The sequence below is a fragment of the Methylobacterium sp. TK31 genome (assembly GCF_055361545.1).
Genome location: NZ_CM143964.1, coordinates 1,629,316 through 1,645,159, shown reverse-complemented (window position 1 = coordinate 1,645,159; position 15,844 = coordinate 1,629,316). Strand labels below are relative to the sequence as shown.

Here is a 15,844-nt window from a genome sequence, read left to right as displayed (position 1 = left end):
CGTGCGGGCGCCCGCTTCCTCAGCGGTTCGCCAGCTGGGCGAGGAGACGCTCGGCGGCGGGGCCGGAGGAGGCCGGGTTCTGGCCCGTAATGAGGAGGCCGTCGGCGACCACGAACGGCGCCCAGTCGGCCCCCTGGGCGTAGAGGCCTCCGTTGCGCTTGAGCGCGTCCTCGACCAGGAACGGGACCACCTCGGTGAGGCCGACGGCCGCCTCCTCGGTGTTGGTGAAGCCGGTGACGGGGCGGCCCGCGACGAGGGGCGTCCCGTCGGCCGCCCTGGCCCGGCGCAGGACGCCGGGGGCATGGCAGACCAGGGCCACGGGCTTGCCGGCAGCGAGCGTCGTCTCGATCAGCCGGATCGAGGCCGGGTCCTCGGCGAGATCCCAGAGCGGGCCGTGCCCGCCGGGATAGAAGACGGCGTCGAAGCCCGCAGGGTCGACGGCATCGAGCCGGCCCGTCTCGGCCAGCGCCGCCATGGCCGCCGCGTCGGCCTCGAAGCGGCGCGTCGCATCGGTCTGGAAGTCCGGCTCGGCGCTCTTCGGATCGAGCGGCGGGCGGCCGCCCTTCGGCGACACCAGGACCACCTCGGCCCCCGCATCCCTGAACACGTAGTAGGGGGCCGCGAGCTCCTCCAGCCAGAAGCCGGTCTTCCGGCCGGTGTCGCCGAGGCGGTCATGCGAGGTCAGCACCATCAGGATCTTCATCGTCGGTCTCCGGGTCTGTCGTAGGCGTGAGGGGGATGTTTCGGGTGTTGGATTTCGGGCCGTTCGCCGGGGCCGCGGACGGCGCCGGGTCGCGGCGGGGAACGGCGCTAGCGCGCCTTCGCGGTGCGTCCCGCGGCCGGGTCGCGGGCGGGTGCCGCCTGCGCGGGTCGGAGCCCGGGCCCAGTGGCGCGGACCTCCTCGAACCGGACCATGCGGACCGCGCCGATGGCCTCCAGGGTGATCCGCTCCTGCGCCGCGGCGTCCGGCGCGCTCAGGAGCGTGATCAGCCCGGCGGCGAGGGGCGCGGCGAGGGCCGGCCTCGCGGGGTGGAACAGGGTGGGGTGGACCATGGACTGTCTCCGTCTGGGTTCTGGTCCCCGCCGGCCCGGGGAGAGTGAGCACCTGTCAAAAAGTAGACCGGTCGTCTTTGATCCGGGCACGGCATACCGACGGGCCGGCCCGGAACGGGGTGGATCAGGAAGCAGGGAGGCCGAGGATGCGCCGGGTCGTGCCGATGGCGGCCTCGAACGGTGCGTCGGTCCGGACGATCTTGGCCATCAGGCTCGCGCCGAGCCAGACGTGGTAGAGATCCTCGGCCGTCGTCTCCGGCGCGCTCCCGATCGTGAGCGAGCCCTCGGCCACGCCCGCCGCGATCGCCCGCGCCAGGCGCTCGATGATTCCGGCGGTGCCGGCCTTGAGGGCGAGGCGCATCGCCTCGGACAGGTCCGAGACCTCCGCCGCGAGCTTCACCGCCAGGCACTTGCGCTGATCGTCGATGCTCCCCTGCGTCGCCTGCCACTTGCGCCAGTAGTTCATCAGGCGCTCGGCCTGGCTCAGGCCCGGCTCGGCCAGCGTCGCGTCGAGATCGGCCAGGTAGGTCTCGAAGTAATCCGCCAGGAGGGCTTCGCCGAACGCCTCCTTGGAGCCGAAATAATGGTAGAATGAACCCTTGGGCACGCCGGCCGAGCTCAGGATCTCGTTGAGCCCGACCCCGGAGAACCCCTTCGCGCCGACGAGGCCGTAGGCGGTGTCGAGGATCCCCTGGCGGGTGTCGGGGCGGGTGTCGGTCTGTGCGCTGAGGCGTGCCATGAGGCTGAGATAGACCGGATTAGACCGGTCGTCTAGTGATCGTTCGCATTTTTTCTCGGCGGATGTTTCGAACGCCGGATGGAGACGCGTAACCCTCGGCACGGGCCGGATCATGTCGCCTCCAGGGCGCGGCGCGGCGTAGACCCCGGCGGGCCCGGGCCCATGGGACCGGCCGGCCCGTCCGCCGTCGAAAAACCTTGACAATATTCCTATCGCGTGCCATCGTCCCCAGACCTGCCGCCCGGACGAAACGGGAGCCCGACCGGAGACCGACCGGGCGGGCTGATGGGCGGCGGGGCGGTGCCCGCGTCGGTGGCTTCGGTCGCTGCCGCCCCGGGCGACGGCTCGCTATGACCGCGGGCTCGGCACAGGGCGGCGCGCCGGGGGAGGAAATGCCCCCGCCGTCCGACCCGTCGCTGGGTCAGCGGGAAGAAGCTGCGGCGCCGCCCATGACGAGGCGGCGTGCGACGAAGGCTCGCTCCGAAGCGTGCGGGGTCTCCCCAGAACCCGCCGAACTTAGCGCCAGCGCGAGACCCGTCGGAGACACCGCGACGCCAACGGCCCCGGCGGCGACGCCGGAGCCCAGGGACGCCGGGGAACCGGCACATCACTGAAGCGCAACACTGGGTTCCGCGGCGTCCCGCGTCCCCGTCCGCGCATCGATTTGGGCCATGCCCCCGGCGCGGAACCGCGCGCGGGGGCGAAGCCGCGTGGGGATGAAGCCGCTTGGGGGATGAAGCCGCTTGGGGGATGACGGCACCGAGGCCGACCCTCCCCCCTCTGCGGGGAAGGGTGGTCGCGGAGCGACCGGGAGAGGGGCGTGCGCTGTCCGGAGAGTTCGCCCCCTCGCCCGCAGGGGGGAGAGGGTTCGGGCGGCCCGCGCGGCGCTGGATCAACGCGGCGGCGTGCGGTAACGCCGGTACGCCGTCGCGCGGGGGCCGGCACGCCGTCGCGCGGGTCTGGTCAGGCGCGGGCCCACGGTTACATACGGTCCGGTCCCGCGCATCGCTTCCCCCGGTTCGCGTCCGGGGCGGTCCTTCAGACGAACGAAGCCGGACGGACCCGCCAGGGTCCGACCCGGCGCAGCACGAGTGCAAAACCCCGACCCGATGGCCAAACCCCAACCCAAAGCCCCCGCGCCCGCGGCGAAACCCCAGACGGCGCGCTTCGCCCTGCCGAAATCCGGCGCCCTCGCCCGGGCCCTGGAGGCGCTGAAGCGCGGCGACAGCCCGACGCTGGCCAACGTGCCGGAGGGGTTCGACGCGGTGGTCGTGGCCGATCTCGCCCGGGCGCTGAGCCGCGACGTCGAGGGGCCGGCGGTGCTGGTGCATGTCGCCCGCGATTCCGGGCGCTCGGCCGCCTTCGTCGGCGCCCTGAAATTCGTCGCCCCCGAGATCGAGGTGCTGAGCGTGCCGGCCTGGGACTGCCAGCCCTACGACCGGGTCTCGCCCAACGGGGCCATCGCGGCCCAGCGCATGACGGCCCTGTCGCGGCTCGCCCGCTCGCGCTCCTCGGAGGAGCAGCCGCGCATCCTCTGCACCACCGTCAACGCTCTGATCCAGAGGGTGCCTCCCCGAGAGAAGATCGCGACCGAGACCTTCTCGGCCGCCATCGGCAACGTGGTGCCGATGGACACGGTGACGGCCTGGGTCGAGGCCAACGGGTTCCTGCGCACGGGCACCGTGCGGGATACCGGCGAGTACGCGGTGCGGGGCGGCATCCTCGACCTGTCGCCGCCGGGCCTGCCCAACCCGATCCGCCTCGACTTCTTCGGCGACACCCTGGAATCGATCCGCGCCTTCGACCCCGAGACCCAGCGCACGGTCGGGCAGCTGCGCTCCCTCGACCTCGTGCCGATGAGCGAGGTCCAGCTCACCACCGAGACGATCCGGCGCTTCCGCCAGGGCTACCTCTCGGCCTTCGGCGCGGCCAACCGCGACGACCGGCTCTACGAGACGATCAGCGAGGGACGGCGCTATGCCGGCCTCGAGCACTGGATGCCGCTGTTCTACGACCACCTCGACACGCTGTTCGACTACGTGGCCGGCGTGCCGATGGTGTTCGACGCCCAGGTGGACGAGGCGGCGGGCGAGCGCCTGACCCTGATCCGCGACTATTACGACGCCCGCGCCGAGGCCATGAAGGCGCCGTCCCCCGGGGTCGCGCCCTACAAGCCGCTCAAGCCCTCCGCCCTCTACCTCACCCCCAACGAGTGGCGCGACCGGGTCGCGGCGGCCTCGGTCGCCCGGCTCTCGCCGTTCTCGATGCCCGAGAACCCGGAGCTCACGAGCCCGGAGCGGGCGACCATCGACTGCGAGGGCCGCCAGGGCCGCAGCTTCGCCGCCGAGCGCGCCGACGAGGCCGCCAGCGTCTTCGACGCGGCGGTGGCCCACGTGAAGGACCTGCAGGGCTCCGGCCACCACGTGATCCTGGGTTCCTGGTCCGACGGCTCGCGCGACCGGCTCTGCTCGGTGCTGGCCGATCACGGCCTGAAGAAGCCCGTTGCCATCAACACCCTGGCGGCGGTGAACGCGCTCAAGCGCGGCACCGACGTCGCCGTGGCGGTCTGGGGGCTGGACTCCGGCTTCGTCGTCGACCGGCTCGCGGTGATCTCGGAGGGCGACATCCTCGGCGACCGGCTGGTGCGCCAGAAGCGCAAGGCCAAGCGCCCGCAGGACATCATCCTGGAGGTGCAGGCCCTCCAGCCCGGCGACCTCGTGGTCCATGCCGACCACGGCATCGGCCGCTTCGTCGGCCTCAAGACCGTGACGGCGGCGGGCGCGCCGCACGACTGCCTGGAGATCCAGTATGCCGGCGGCCTGCTGCTGCTGCCGGTGGAGAACATCGAGCTCCTGACGCGCTACGGCTCGGAGGATGCCGAGATCGCCCTCGACCGTCTCGGCGGCGGCGCCTGGCAGGCCCGCAAGGCCAAGATGAAGAAGCGCATCCTGGAGATGGCCGGCCAGCTCATCCGGGTCGCGGCCGAGCGCTTCGTGCGCCAGGCCCCGCGCCTGCACGCGCCCGAGGGACTCTACGACGAGTTCGCGGCCCGCTTCGCCTTCGAGGAGACCGAGGACCAGGCCAACGCCATCGACGCGGTGCTCACCGACCTCAATGCGGGCCGCCCGATGGACCGCCTCGTCTGCGGCGACGTCGGCTTCGGCAAGACCGAGGTGGCGCTCCGCGCCGCCTTCGCGGGGGCGCTCGGCGGCAAGCAGGTGGCGGTGGTGGTGCCCACCACCCTCCTGGCGCGCCAGCACTACCGGACCTTCGCGGAGCGCTTCAAGGGCCTGCCCGTGGAGGTCGCCCAGATGTCGCGCTTCGTCTCCAGCACCGAGATGAAGCGGGTGCGCGACGGCCTCGTCGCCGGCACCGTCGACATCGTGGTCGGCACCCACGCCCTGCTGGCCAAGAACGTCGCCTTCAAGGATCTCGGCCTCATCATCGTCGACGAGGAGCAGCATTTCGGCGTGGCCCACAAGGAGCGCCTCAAGGCGCTCCAGGCCGACGTGCACGTGCTCACCCTCTCGGCGACGCCGATCCCCCGCACCCTGCAGCTCGCCATGACGGGGGTGCGCGAGCTCTCGATCATCGCGACGCCGCCGGTGGACCGCCTGGCCGTGCGCACCTTCGTGACGCCCTTCGACCCGCTCCTGATCCGCGAGGCCCTGCTGCGCGAGCGCTACCGCGGCGGCCAGTCGTTCTACGTGGTGCCGCGCATCGAGGATCTTGCCGAGGTCAAGCGCTTCCTCGACCAGGAGATGCCCGAGACCAAGGTGGCGGTGGCCCACGGCCAGATGGCGGCGGGCCAGCTGGAAGACGTGATGACGGCCTTCTACGAGGGCAAGTTCGACGTGCTGCTCTCGACCACCATCGTCGAATCCGGCCTCGACATCCCCACGGCCAACACCCTGATCGTGCACCGGGCCGACATGTTCGGCCTCGCCCAGCTCTACCAGCTGCGCGGCCGCGTCGGGCGCGCCAAGGCCCGGGCCTACGCGCTGTTCACCACCCCGGCCAACCGCACCCTCACGGTCCAGGCCGAGAAGCGCCTGCAGGTGCTCCAGACCCTCGACACTCTCGGCGCCGGCTTCCAGCTCGCCTCCCACGACCTCGACATCCGCGGCGCGGGCAATCTGCTGGGCGACGCCCAGTCCGGCCACATCAAGGAGGTCGGCTACGAGCTCTACCAGCAGATGCTGGAGGACGCGGTCACGGCCCTGAAGGCCGGCATCGACGAGCCGGTGGAGGAGGCTTGGTCGCCCACCATCGCGCTTGGCGCGCCGGTCACGATCCCGGAGGACTACGTCGAGGACCTCACCGTCCGCCTCGGCCTCTACCGCCGGCTCTCGACCCTGGAGAACGACGCCGAGATGGAGAGCTTCGGCGCCGAGCTGATCGACCGCTTCGGCCCGCTGCCGCCGGAGGTGGAACAGCTCCTCAAGATCGTCACCATCAAGATCCTGTGCCGCGACACCAACGTGGAGAAGGTCGAGGCCGGCCCGAAGGGCGTCGTCGTGCATTTCCGCGACAAGGCCTTCGCCAACCCGCAGGGGCTGGTGGCCTACGTCGCCGAGCAGGCCTCCTTCGCCAAGGTGCGGCCGGACATGAGCATCGTCTTCATCCGCGAGCTCGACACCATCCCCGAGCGCCTCAAGGTGACCACGACGATCCTGCGCAGCCTGTCCACCATCGCCCGCCGCAAGAAAGCGGCGTGAGCCGGCAAAGAGGCGGCGGTGTGAGGCCCGGAAAGGGAGGCGGCGTGAGGCCGCAGAACGCGAAAAGGGCGCGCCGTCGGCACGCCCTTTTCGCAAACGAAGCAGAGGGTTGGTCCGGTCTCTTCGACCGGCGCGTCAGAGGTCGGGCTCGTTGAGGACGTAGGGGCCGATCTGGCTCTGCAGGTCGATGCAGGTGCCGGACCGGCGGCCCATCGCCTCGTCCACCACGATCACCGGGATGCCGGCCTGGCGCATCTGCTCGCGCAGGCGCTCGGAGAGCTGATCGTAGGCCGGGTCGTTCCGGGACGAGGCCTGGAGCAGGATCGCGGCCGGGCGCGCGATGACCGCGAGCACGTCATGCGCCGCCTCGAGCGAGGCGGTGACGCTAGCATAACCGAGCTCGGCGAGCTCGGCGGCCAGCGAATGATCGATGGCGCGGTGGCCATCGTCGACAACGAGAACTTGTTGCAGCGCACCCATGAGCATCAGTGCTAGCCCATCCTTCGTCCCTTGGAAAGGGACTCGTGTGACAACACACATGTGGGCGGTTGGTTCGCCGGCCACGTTGTTAACGTGACCGTGCCGCCGGCCCCCTGAGCGCAGGATGAACCGGATCGATGCGGCGCATCATCCCGCCGTGGGGAGACCGGACGGGCCGGGCGCAAACCCCTCGGGCGAATCGACAATCCGGGTTTCACCCCGGCCTGTGCGCCGCGGCGGCGGGATCGTGCCCGGACGCCGGGGGAGCGACCGGCCCCCCGGCCGCGACGACGGCCGGGCCGGCGTTCAGGCGCGCCGGATGGCCAGGGTGCGGTCGTCCGCGATGCCGGCGGCGAAGGGCGAGGCTGCCCAGGCATCGACCGTCTCGGGAATCGCGATGTCGCGCTGCAGCGCCTCGGCGTGGCAGGCGCGTCCCCGGAAGGCGAGGCGGCCGTCGGGGTCCCGGCGCAGGGCCATCAGGGTCGAGAACAGGTGCGCGCGCTCGGGATGGGTCAGGGACAGGGCGACGTCGTTGGCCTCCCGGGCGCCGGTCAGCAGCGCGGTCTCGCCGAAGGCGATCACGTCGATGACCGGGCGGTGCTCCGAGGATGCCAGGCTGCGCGGTCCGAGCTGCCCCGGGGCGCGATGCGCGAGCACGACGCCGTGCAGGCTCTCCGGCAGGCGGCTGGCGGAGAGGTTGCGCTCCAGGCGGGCGGGCACCACGAGGCGCGTGGGCAGGGGCTGGTCGAGGGCGGCGGCGAAGCTGCGGGCCTCGAAGACCGGCAGCGTCTCGACCCCGGCTCCCGCCACCAGGGCCGCGCCGAGCCCGGTCACGAGCCCGCGCAGGTCGCTCTGCGGCACCAGGCTGAGGATGCGGTCGCCGGGCTGGACCCGGGCGGTGACGAGGTAGACGGCGATGGCCGCCAGCAGCGCGTCGCCGCTGCGATGGACCGGACGCGCGGGGTCGCCCTCGGCGAAGCTGATGAATCCGCCGGGGCCGGCCGCGAAGGGGCCGCCCGTCTGATCGAGGGCCATGGCGTCGAGGCTGATCACCCCGTCCGGAACGTCCGGACCGAAGGCGGCGAGGTAGCGCAGGCCGAAATAGCGCACCGCGACCCGGCACAGGCGCTCGGCGAGGGCGAGGGGGCCGAACCGCGTCTGGGTGATGACGGCCGGGAGCGCGGCGTGCTGGACGGCGGCGAGGAGGCCCTCCTCGTCGAGGGTGAGGGGCAGCAGGCAGGGGATATGGCCGGCGGCCTCCACCGCCAGATAGGCGATGAAGCTCTCGGAGCTGCCCGGGAGGGCGATGCCGATGCGGCTGCCCGGGGCCAGGCGCCAGCTGCGCAGGCCGTTGGCGAGGCGGGCCACGATCTCGGCCGCCGAGGCGTAGGTCCAGGTGATGGCGGCCCGCCCGCTCCAGAGCGGCTTGTGCGGCGGGTCGACGAAGGCGACGCGCCGCGGATGGGCATGCGCCGTGCCCGCGAGCAGGGTGCAGAGGCGCTGCGCCCGGGGTGGAACCCGTGCGCTGTCGGGGCCCTCGCCGGAGGCGCTCGCCGGCGCGGGTCCGGACCCGACCTGGGCCGAACGGCCGGGACCCGTCGCGGAAGCACCATTCATGCGGAGACTGGCCTGAGACAGTGGAATCCCTGCCCGGACGGAGTCCAGGAGGTGGGCGGCTTGAAGATGGGCTGCTTGCTGCGCCGGCACGTGCGCTGACTCCCGCGACCCACCGTTCATGAAGGCTTAGGGTTAAGCCCGGCTTAACCGCCGGACCCCGCTCATGACGCCGGTGTCATGTCTTCGCCGCATTCGGGGGGAAAGCAGGCCGCCCTGTCGTCGGGGCGGGACCGTGCCGTCGAGGGCGCGGTCCGGGGGGGTGCCGCGCGGTGGCGGAGGGACTCGTCCGCCGCGCCGCCGCGATCCGGCCCCGTCATGATCCCGGCCCAGGGGCGATGTCGGCTTCGAAGCGATGGCGGTCGAAAGGGGCCTGTCCGGCAGGTCCGGTGCGATGAATGCGCCGAACCGGTACCGAACGGGCCTCCCAAGCCCCGAAGCGCCCTTGAAGTCCGAACCGTTCGATGCGAATCCGCGCCCCAGTTTCAAGGCGCATCCCGCGAGCCGAATCCGTTACGCCGTCATCTTAAGGGGTCAGAGCTGATGTTCTTCGCCAACCGTCCCGCGCGCCCGCTGCGCGTCGCCGCGTTCCTCGCCCTGGCCGGCCTCACCGGCGCGGCGGGGGTCGCCGGACCGGCTCTCGCGCAGGCGCCCAAGGGCAAGGCCGCGCCGGCCCCGGCCGCCCCCGCGCCGACGGCGCCCCCGGCCGCCGCACCCACCGGTGCGGCCCAGACGGGCCCGCAGATCGTCAACGTGAAGTCCGATCCGGCCCAGACGGAATGGACCAAGGTCTGCGGCAAGGACCAGGGCAGCGGCACCGACGTCTGCTACACCACCCGCGACTTCGTCTCCGATCAGGGCCAGCCCGTCCTCGCGGTGGCCGTCTACGAGATGAAGAACGCCGCCCAGAAGCAGGAAGTGCGGGTCATCCGCTACCTGCTGCCCCTCGGCCTGCTGCTGCAGCCGGGCATCCGCTTCACCATCGACGGTCAGCAGGGCACCGCCGGCAAGTTCGCGGTCTGCTTCCCCAACGGCTGCTTCGCCGAGGCCGGCAATGTCGGCCCCGAGCTGATCACCGCGATGAAGAAGGGCACCACCCTGAACGTCAGCGTCCAGAACCAGACCCAGCGCGAGGTCACCTTCGCGGTGCCGATCGCCGGCTTCGGCAAGGCCTTCGACGGTGCGGCCATCGACCCGAAGGTGCTCGAGGAGCAGCAGAAGAAGCTCCAGGCCGAGCTCGAGAAGCGCAGCGAGGACATGCGCAAGAAGCTCGAGCAGCAGAATGCCACCGGCGCCGCGCCGGCCGCCGGTGCGCCGGCCGCGCCGAAGCCCTGAGACCGCGAACCCGGCCGGCCGCTCGCGCGGCCGGCCCCTGAAACGAAACGAGGCCGGGCGCGATGCCCGGCCTCGTTTCGTTTCAGGGGCCCTCCCGACTGCCGGGGCGGGTCTCACCGGAGCGTCAATTGGCGTGGGCGGCCCCGCGCATCCGGTAGCTGCCGTCGGCGTCGCGCTCGAACACCTCGGCGATGCCGGTGTGGCGCAGGGCCTCGCCGGAGGTGTCGGGCACGAGGTTCTGCTCGGAGACATAGGCCACGTACTCGCTCTCCGCATTCTCGGCGAGCAGGTGGTAGAACGGCTGGTCCTTGCGCGGCCGGACCTCCTCGGGGATCGCCAGCCACCATTCCTCGGTGTTGTCGAACACCGGGTCGATGTCGAAGACGATCCCGCGGAAGGGATAGATGCGGTGGCGCACGACGGCCCCGAGGCCGAACTTGGCGGTTCTCATCACGAATTCAGCGGTGATCGTATCGGTCATGCGACAGAAAATAAGCGGCCCCGGCCCACTTGTCATCGGCGGCGCCCCGCCGATGACGAAGGAGACGGGAAAAACGCTCAGGCGAGACCGTAGGTCTTGGCCAGCTCCGGGTCCTTCTCGGCGACGAGCCTGGCGAGATCGACGATGACCTTGGCCTGCTTCCAGGTGGCGTCGTCCTGCATCTTGCCGTCGAGCATCACCGCGCCGGTGCCGTCGGGCATCGCCTCGACGATCCGCACCGCGAAGGCGACCTCCGCCGGATCGGGGGCGAAGACGCGCTTGGCGATGGCGACCTGGTTCGGGTGCAGGGTCCAGGCCCCGGCGCAGCCCATCAGGAAGGCGTTGCGGAACTGGGCCTCGCAGGCCTCGCCGTCGGAGAAGTCGCCGAAGGGGCCGTAGAAGGCCTTGAGGCCGTTCGCCATGCAGGCGTCGACCATCTTCGCGATCGTGTAGTGCCAGAGGTCCTGCTGGGCCGAGGCGCGGGCGGCGCCGTCGCTCGTCGGGTCGGCGATCACCCGGTAGTCCGGGTGGCCGCCGCCGACCCGGGTGGTCTTCATGCCGCGGGAGGCCGCGAGATCGGCGGGGCCGAGGCTCATGCCGTGCATGCGCGGCGAGGCGGAGGCGATGGCGTCGACGTTGGCGACGCCCTCGGCGGTCTCGAGGATGGCGTGGACGAGGATCGGCTTGCGCACGCCGTGCCGGGCCTCGAGCTGGGCGAGCAGCTGGTCGACGTAGTGGATGTCCCACGGCCCCTCGACCTTGGGCACCATCACGACGTCGAGCTTGTCGCCGACTTCGGAGACGATCTCGAACAGGTCGTCGAGAATCCAGGGCGAGTTCAGGGCGTTGATGCGGGTCCAGAGGCCGGTGCCGGAGGCGGCGAAGTCGGTGGCCCGGGCCATGGCGACGAAGCCCTTGCGGGCGGCCTCCTTCTGGTCGATCGGCACCGCGTCCTCGAGGTTGCCGAGCACCACGTCGACGGTGGCGGCGAGGTCCGGCACGCGGGCCCGGACCTTCTCGTTGTGGGGCGGCACGAAGTGGATCATCCGCTCCAGCTTGACGGGGAGCTCGCGGAAGGGAGCCGGTGCGCCGGTGGCGAGCGGCTGGAAGAAGCGGCGTGGCAGTTTCATGGGCGTTTCTGGCTCCCGGAGATTTCTTTGTGAGATCGGCGTCCCGAACCAGCGGTTAGGGCAAGGCCGGCCCCGCCGTAAAGGTGCGCGGGCGCACGCAAGCCGTTTGCCATGCCGACGCCGCGGGCCGGGCGGCGGAACGCCGGTCCCCGGCTCACGTTCTCACGATCGAGGGGGGCACCTCACCGAATACGAAGGACGACCCATGTCCGGATCATCGACGAGGCGGACCGGCTTCCGTCATCCGGCGCTGCTCGGGGCAGCCCTGATCGGCCTCGGCCTTCCGCAGACCGCCTTCGCCGCCGAGCGCGCCAAGCCGCCGGCCGAGAAACAGGTCCCGGCCGAGACGCAGGCCGGGCGCATCGCCTTCACGGCCGCCGAGGCCGCGACGGCACGCCCCGACGGGCTGGCCCCGGGCTTGCGCATCCCGGGCGACGATGCCGCCGCCTTCCGCACACTCATCGACGGAGCATCGGCCGCGGACCGGCCCTGGCTCGTGCTCTCCGGCGGCGGCGAGAACGGCGCCTACGCGGCCGGTCTCCTCAACGGCTGGAGCGAGGCCGGCACCCGACCGGATTTCGGTGTCATCACCGGCGTCAGCACCGGCGCGATGATCGCGCCCTTCGCCTTCATCGGCGCCTCCGGCGACGCCGCCCTGCGCCAGAACTACACCGAGATCTCCGCCGCCGACGTGTTCGAGTTCGGGGGCACGAACGAAGCCCTCACGGACACCTGGCCGCTCAAGCGCCGGATCGACCGGGCGGTGACCCCGGCCCTGCTGAAGGCGGTGGCCGCGGAGCACGCCAAGGGCCGCCGGCTCCTGGTGGCGACCACGGCGGTGGACGGCGAGCGGCCGGTCCTGTGGGACATGGGCGCCATCGCGCAGACCGGCGGCCCGAAGGCGCTGGCGCTGTTCCGCTCGGTGATCCTGGCCTCCTCGGCGGTGCCCGGCGTGTTTCCGCCGGTGATGATCGACGCGGTGGCGGGGGACGGCAAGCGCTTCCAGGAGATGCACGACGACGGCGGCACGACCGCGCCGTATTACCTCGCCCCGGAATCGATGCTCCTGGCGGCGAACCCGGCGCCGCTGCCGACGCGCCAGGTCTATCTCGTCGTCAACAACAGCCTGGCACCGGACTTCCAGATGGCGTCGCGCACCACCTTGAGCGTGCTCGGACGTTCGATGTCGGCGGCGATCAAGGCGCAGACGCGGGCCGCGCTCGCTCTCAGCCAGGGCTTTGCCCGGCGCACGGGCCTCGACCTGCAGGTCACCCAGATCGACGGGCGCTTCGGGAAGACCTCCGCCGCGCCGTTCGACCAGGGCTACATGAAGGCCCTGTTCGACCACGGCGTCGCCCTGGGCAGGGGCGGCACCGCCTTTCAGGACGGCCCGGCGGACCCGGCGGAGATCGCCACCGGCTCTCTGGACCGGAGAGCCGCGCAGGACGGCCAGGCCCCGCCGGCGGTCCGGAGCATGGCCGGGCGCTGATCAGCGCATCAGGCTCGGGGCACCGAGGCGGGGCAGCACCCCCTCGCGCATGACGATGCGGCGCAAGGGGCCGATCGTCGTCATGGCGAGGAGGCCGAGGCCGCGCAGGGCGTCCACCGGCAGGAGGTCGGCGAGCAGGCTGCGGTTGAGCGCGTCGACGGCGGTCGACCGCAAGCGCGCGTCGAGGTCGCGCCCGCGGGCGAAGCCGGCCAGGGCCGCGCGCGAGCCAGGGTCGCGTCCGTCGTCCACCGCCCGCATCACCGCGTCGCGCAGCGAGGCCGCGTCGCGCAGGCCGAGGTTCAGGCCCTGCGCGCCGATGGGCGGGAAGACGTGGGCGGCCTCGCCGACCAGGGCGAGGCGGGCCGCGACCGGGCTCGGCACGGACAGGCCCCGCATCGGCACGAGGCCGCGCGGGCCGTCGATGCGCATCGGGCCCAGCATCGCCTGGGCCTGGTGCTCGACCGCCCGGGCGAGGGCATCGTCGTCGAGGGCGGAGAGACGCTTGGCCGGGCCCTCGCCCATCACCCAGACCAGGCTGGAGCGGAGCCCGCCGGGCAGCGGCACCAGGGTGAACGGCCCCTGCCGGGTGTGGAACTCGGTGGAGACGTCCCGGTGCGGCCGGGTATGGGCGAGGATCGTGGTGAGGGCGCTCTGCGGGTAGGACCAGGTGCGCGGCCGGATCCCGGCGGCCTCGCGCAGCCGCGAGCGGGCGCCGTCCGCCCCGGCGACGAGGCGGGCCGACAGGGTGGCGCCGTCGGCGAGCGTGATCGTGGCCGCGTCGGCGCCGGCCGCGAAGCCCGCGGCATCCGCCTCGACCAGGGTCAGGTTGGCGGCCGCCCTCGCCTCGGCGCGCAGGCCCTCGACCAGGCGGGCGCTCTCGACGTTCCAGCCGAAGGCGTCGAGGCCGATCTCGGTGGCGACGAAGCGGGACGGGGGCGGGCGGAACAGGCTGCCGGTGTCGTCGACGATATGGAGCTCGGCCAGCGGGCTCGCATGGGGCGCGATCGCGGCCCAGACCCCGAGGGCATCGAGGAAGCGGACCGAGCCGTCGAGGAGCGCCACCGTGCGCCCGTCGGCCACGGGGGCGTGCCGGCCGACGAGGGCGGTGGCGACGCCCGCGCGGGCGAGCGCCAGGGCGAGGCTGAGGCCCGCGGCGCCGGCGCCGACCACGGCGACCGCGAAGGATTCGGATTTCGGAGGAAGTGTCGCCACGGGCTCGCGGTCTCCTGCACGGCATCGGGCCCGCCGGCGTTGTCCGGACCGACGCAGCCCCCTGGACCCTGACGCTTACAGAGGCCTGTCACCCCGCCGGTCAAGGCCGCAATGGTGCCGCAGGGACGGGGCTTGTAGCATCCGGCCCAGGGCCGTGGACATCGGCTGCCCGGAGGCCACCCGACCATGAGCCTGTTGATCGCGCTGCTGGCGCTCGGCTTCCTGATGCTCGTCGCCTATCGCGGCTTCAGCGTCATCCTGTTCGCGCCGGTGGCCGCCCTGCTGGCGGTGCTGCTCACCGATCCCGCCGCGGTGCTGCCGGTCTTCTCCGGCCTGTTCATGGAGAAGATGGTCGGCTTCGTGAAGCTGTACTTCCCGGTGTTCCTGCTCGGGGCGGTGTTCGGCAAGGTCATCGAGATGTCGGGCTTCTCCCGCTCGATCGTGACCGCCGTGATCGACCTGGTGGGCGCCCGGCGGGCCGTGCTCTCCATCGTGCTGGTGTGCAACCTGCTCACCTACGGCGGCGTCTCGCTCTTCGTGGTGGTGTTCGCGGTCTATCCCTTCGCGGCGGAGGCCTTCCGCCTCAGCGACATCCCCAAGCGCCTGATCCCCGGCACCATCGCGCTCGGCGCCTTCTCCTACACGATGGACGCGCTGCCCGGCACGCCGCAGATCCAGAACATCATCCCCACCACCTTCTTCGGCACCAACACCTGGGCCGCCCCCTGGCTCGGGCTGATCGGCGCGGCCTTCATCCTCGTGGTCGGCGTCGCCTATCTCGACCGGCGCATCGCCTCGGCCAAGCGCCGGGGCGAGGGCTACGGCACCGGCCACGGCAACGAGCCGCAGGTGATGGACGAGGCCGCACGCACCCATCCGGCCATCGCCCTGCTGCCGCTGGTCGTGGTGGGCCTGTCGAACCTCGCCTTCACGGCCGCGATCCCACGCCTCTACGGCACGAGGGCCGAGACCGCGCTCGCCGGCCTCGACAAGCCCATCGTCACCGCGGTCTCCCCGGTGACCGCGATCTGGGCGGTGGAGCTGGCCCTGCTCGCCGGCATCCTCACCGTGCTGGTCTTCGCCTGGCGCCCGGTCTCGCAGGGCTTCGCCGAGGGCAGTCGCGCGGCGGTGGCGGGCTCGCTGCTGGCCGCCATGAACACCGCCTCCGAATACGGCTTCGGCGCGGTCATCGCGGCCCTCCCGGGCTTCCTCGTCATCCGCGACGCCCTCTCGGCCATCCCCAACCCGCTGGTGAACGAGGCCGTGACGGTGACCGCGCTCGCCGGCATCACCGGCTCGGCCTCGGGCGGCATGAGCATCGCGCTCGCGGCCATGTCCTCCACCTTCATCGCGGCGGCGCAGGCCGCGAATATCCCCATGGAGGTGCTGCACCGGGTCGCCGCCATGGCGAGCGGCGGCATGGACACCCTGCCGCATAACGGCGCCGTCATCACCCTGCTGTCGGTGACGGGCCTGACCCACCGGCAGGCCTATGCCGACGTCTTCGCCATCACGCTCCTGAAGACCGCGGCGGTGTTCCTGGTGATCGGGGTCTACTACCTCACCGGCATCGTCTGAGCCGGCGCACCACCC

At 72.1% G+C, this 15,844-nt stretch carries 12 protein-coding genes; 4 read left to right on the top strand and 8 right to left on the bottom strand.

Going from position 1 to position 15,844, the window contains the following annotated elements; genetic code table 11:
* Window positions 1–19: 19 nt before the first annotated feature.
* From ACXJY8_RS07550 to ACXJY8_RS07540, 3 genes are all read right to left on the bottom strand, one after another.
* On the bottom strand, window positions 20–703 hold the full coding sequence (locus tag ACXJY8_RS07550; RefSeq protein WP_463778239.1) for a type 1 glutamine amidotransferase domain-containing protein: 684 nt from the start codon (window positions 701–703) through the stop codon (window positions 20–22).
* A 107-nt stretch (window positions 704–810) separates the two neighbouring features.
* Window positions 811–1,053 carry a hypothetical protein gene (locus ACXJY8_RS07545; RefSeq protein ID WP_463778236.1) on the bottom strand — a complete coding sequence of 81 codons (243 nt, stop codon included), beginning with the start codon at window positions 1,051–1,053 and terminating at the stop codon, window positions 811–813.
* Between the two features lie 124 nt (window positions 1,054–1,177).
* A complete protein-coding gene (locus ACXJY8_RS07540; protein WP_463778234.1) occupies window positions 1,178–1,792 on the bottom strand; it encodes a TetR/AcrR family transcriptional regulator in 615 nt (204 codons plus the stop codon).
* A 1,109-nt stretch (window positions 1,793–2,901) separates the two neighbouring features.
* On the opposite strand from ACXJY8_RS07540, the gene mfd reads away from it, so the two are divergent.
* Entirely contained in the window at window positions 2,902–6,510 is a 3,609-nt protein-coding gene (mfd, locus tag ACXJY8_RS07535; protein ID WP_463778231.1) for a transcription-repair coupling factor, read from the top strand.
* A 135-nt stretch (window positions 6,511–6,645) separates the two neighbouring features.
* On the opposite strand, the gene ACXJY8_RS07530 is transcribed toward mfd, so the two are convergent.
* Complete coding sequence (locus ACXJY8_RS07530; RefSeq protein WP_463780466.1) at window positions 6,646–6,990, bottom strand: hypothetical protein; 345 nt, start codon at window positions 6,988–6,990, stop codon at window positions 6,646–6,648.
* Window positions 6,991–7,296: 306 nt separating this feature from the next.
* Window positions 7,297–8,607, bottom strand: a complete 1,311-nt coding sequence (locus ACXJY8_RS07525; RefSeq protein ID WP_463778227.1) for an AMP-binding protein — start codon at window positions 8,605–8,607, stop codon at window positions 7,297–7,299.
* Window positions 8,608–9,147: 540 nt separating this feature from the next.
* Here ACXJY8_RS07525 and ACXJY8_RS07520 point away from each other — a divergent pair.
* Window positions 9,148–9,939 carry an invasion associated locus B family protein gene (locus tag ACXJY8_RS07520; RefSeq protein ID WP_463778223.1) on the top strand — a complete coding sequence of 264 codons (792 nt, stop codon included), beginning with the start codon at window positions 9,148–9,150 and terminating at the stop codon, window positions 9,937–9,939.
* Window positions 9,940–10,063: 124 nt separating this feature from the next.
* On the opposite strand, the gene hspQ is transcribed toward ACXJY8_RS07520, so the two are convergent.
* Window positions 10,064–10,390, bottom strand: coding sequence for a heat shock protein HspQ (gene hspQ, locus ACXJY8_RS07515; protein ID WP_463778219.1), 327 nt, complete (start codon window positions 10,388–10,390; stop codon window positions 10,064–10,066).
* Between the two features lie 107 nt (window positions 10,391–10,497).
* Window positions 10,498–11,550: an HpcH/HpaI aldolase/citrate lyase family protein gene (locus tag ACXJY8_RS07510; RefSeq protein ID WP_463778217.1), complete on the bottom strand. Its 1,053-nt coding sequence runs from the start codon at window positions 11,548–11,550 to the stop codon at window positions 10,498–10,500.
* A 205-nt stretch (window positions 11,551–11,755) separates the two neighbouring features.
* On the opposite strand from ACXJY8_RS07510, the gene ACXJY8_RS07505 reads away from it, so the two are divergent.
* Entirely contained in the window at window positions 11,756–13,039 is a 1,284-nt protein-coding gene (locus ACXJY8_RS07505) for a patatin-like phospholipase family protein (RefSeq protein ID WP_463778213.1), read from the top strand.
* Here ACXJY8_RS07505 and ACXJY8_RS07500 read toward each other — a convergent pair whose 3' ends face one another.
* The gene (locus ACXJY8_RS07500) at window positions 13,040–14,251 is read right to left on the bottom strand and encodes an FAD-dependent monooxygenase (RefSeq protein ID WP_463778210.1); all 1,212 of its coding nucleotides are present in this window, start codon (window positions 14,249–14,251) and stop codon (window positions 13,040–13,042) included.
* Between the two features lie 186 nt (window positions 14,252–14,437).
* On the opposite strand from ACXJY8_RS07500, the gene ACXJY8_RS07495 reads away from it, so the two are divergent.
* Window positions 14,438–15,829, top strand: coding sequence for a GntP family permease (locus ACXJY8_RS07495; protein ID WP_463778207.1), 1,392 nt, complete (start codon window positions 14,438–14,440; stop codon window positions 15,827–15,829).
* Window positions 15,830–15,844 lie beyond the last annotated feature (15 nt).

Excerpts from the sequence above, each read along its gene's own strand:
- ACXJY8_RS07550 (WP_463778239.1), bottom strand. The coding sequence starts at position 703 with ATGAAGATCCTGATGGTGCTGACCTCGCATGACCGCCTCGGCGACACC.
- ACXJY8_RS07545 (WP_463778236.1), bottom strand. The coding sequence starts at position 1,053 with ATGGTCCACCCCACCCTGTTCCACCCCGCGAGGCCGGCCCTCGCCGCG.
- ACXJY8_RS07540 (WP_463778234.1), bottom strand. The coding sequence starts at position 1,792 with ATGGCACGCCTCAGCGCACAGACCGACACCCGCCCCGACACCCGCCAG.
- mfd (WP_463778231.1), top strand. The coding sequence starts at position 2,902 with ATGGCCAAACCCCAACCCAAAGCCCCCGCGCCCGCGGCGAAACCCCAG.
- ACXJY8_RS07530 (WP_463780466.1), bottom strand. The coding sequence starts at position 6,990 with ATGGGTGCGCTGCAACAAGTTCTCGTTGTCGACGATGGCCACCGCGCC.
- ACXJY8_RS07525 (WP_463778227.1), bottom strand. The coding sequence starts at position 8,607 with ATGAATGGTGCTTCCGCGACGGGTCCCGGCCGTTCGGCCCAGGTCGGG.
- ACXJY8_RS07520 (WP_463778223.1), top strand. The coding sequence starts at position 9,148 with ATGTTCTTCGCCAACCGTCCCGCGCGCCCGCTGCGCGTCGCCGCGTTC.
- hspQ (WP_463778219.1), bottom strand. The coding sequence starts at position 10,390 with ATGAGAACCGCCAAGTTCGGCCTCGGGGCCGTCGTGCGCCACCGCATC.
- ACXJY8_RS07510 (WP_463778217.1), bottom strand. The coding sequence starts at position 11,550 with ATGAAACTGCCACGCCGCTTCTTCCAGCCGCTCGCCACCGGCGCACCG.
- ACXJY8_RS07505 (WP_463778213.1), top strand. The coding sequence starts at position 11,756 with ATGTCCGGATCATCGACGAGGCGGACCGGCTTCCGTCATCCGGCGCTG.
- ACXJY8_RS07495 (WP_463778207.1), top strand. The coding sequence starts at position 14,438 with ATGAGCCTGTTGATCGCGCTGCTGGCGCTCGGCTTCCTGATGCTCGTC.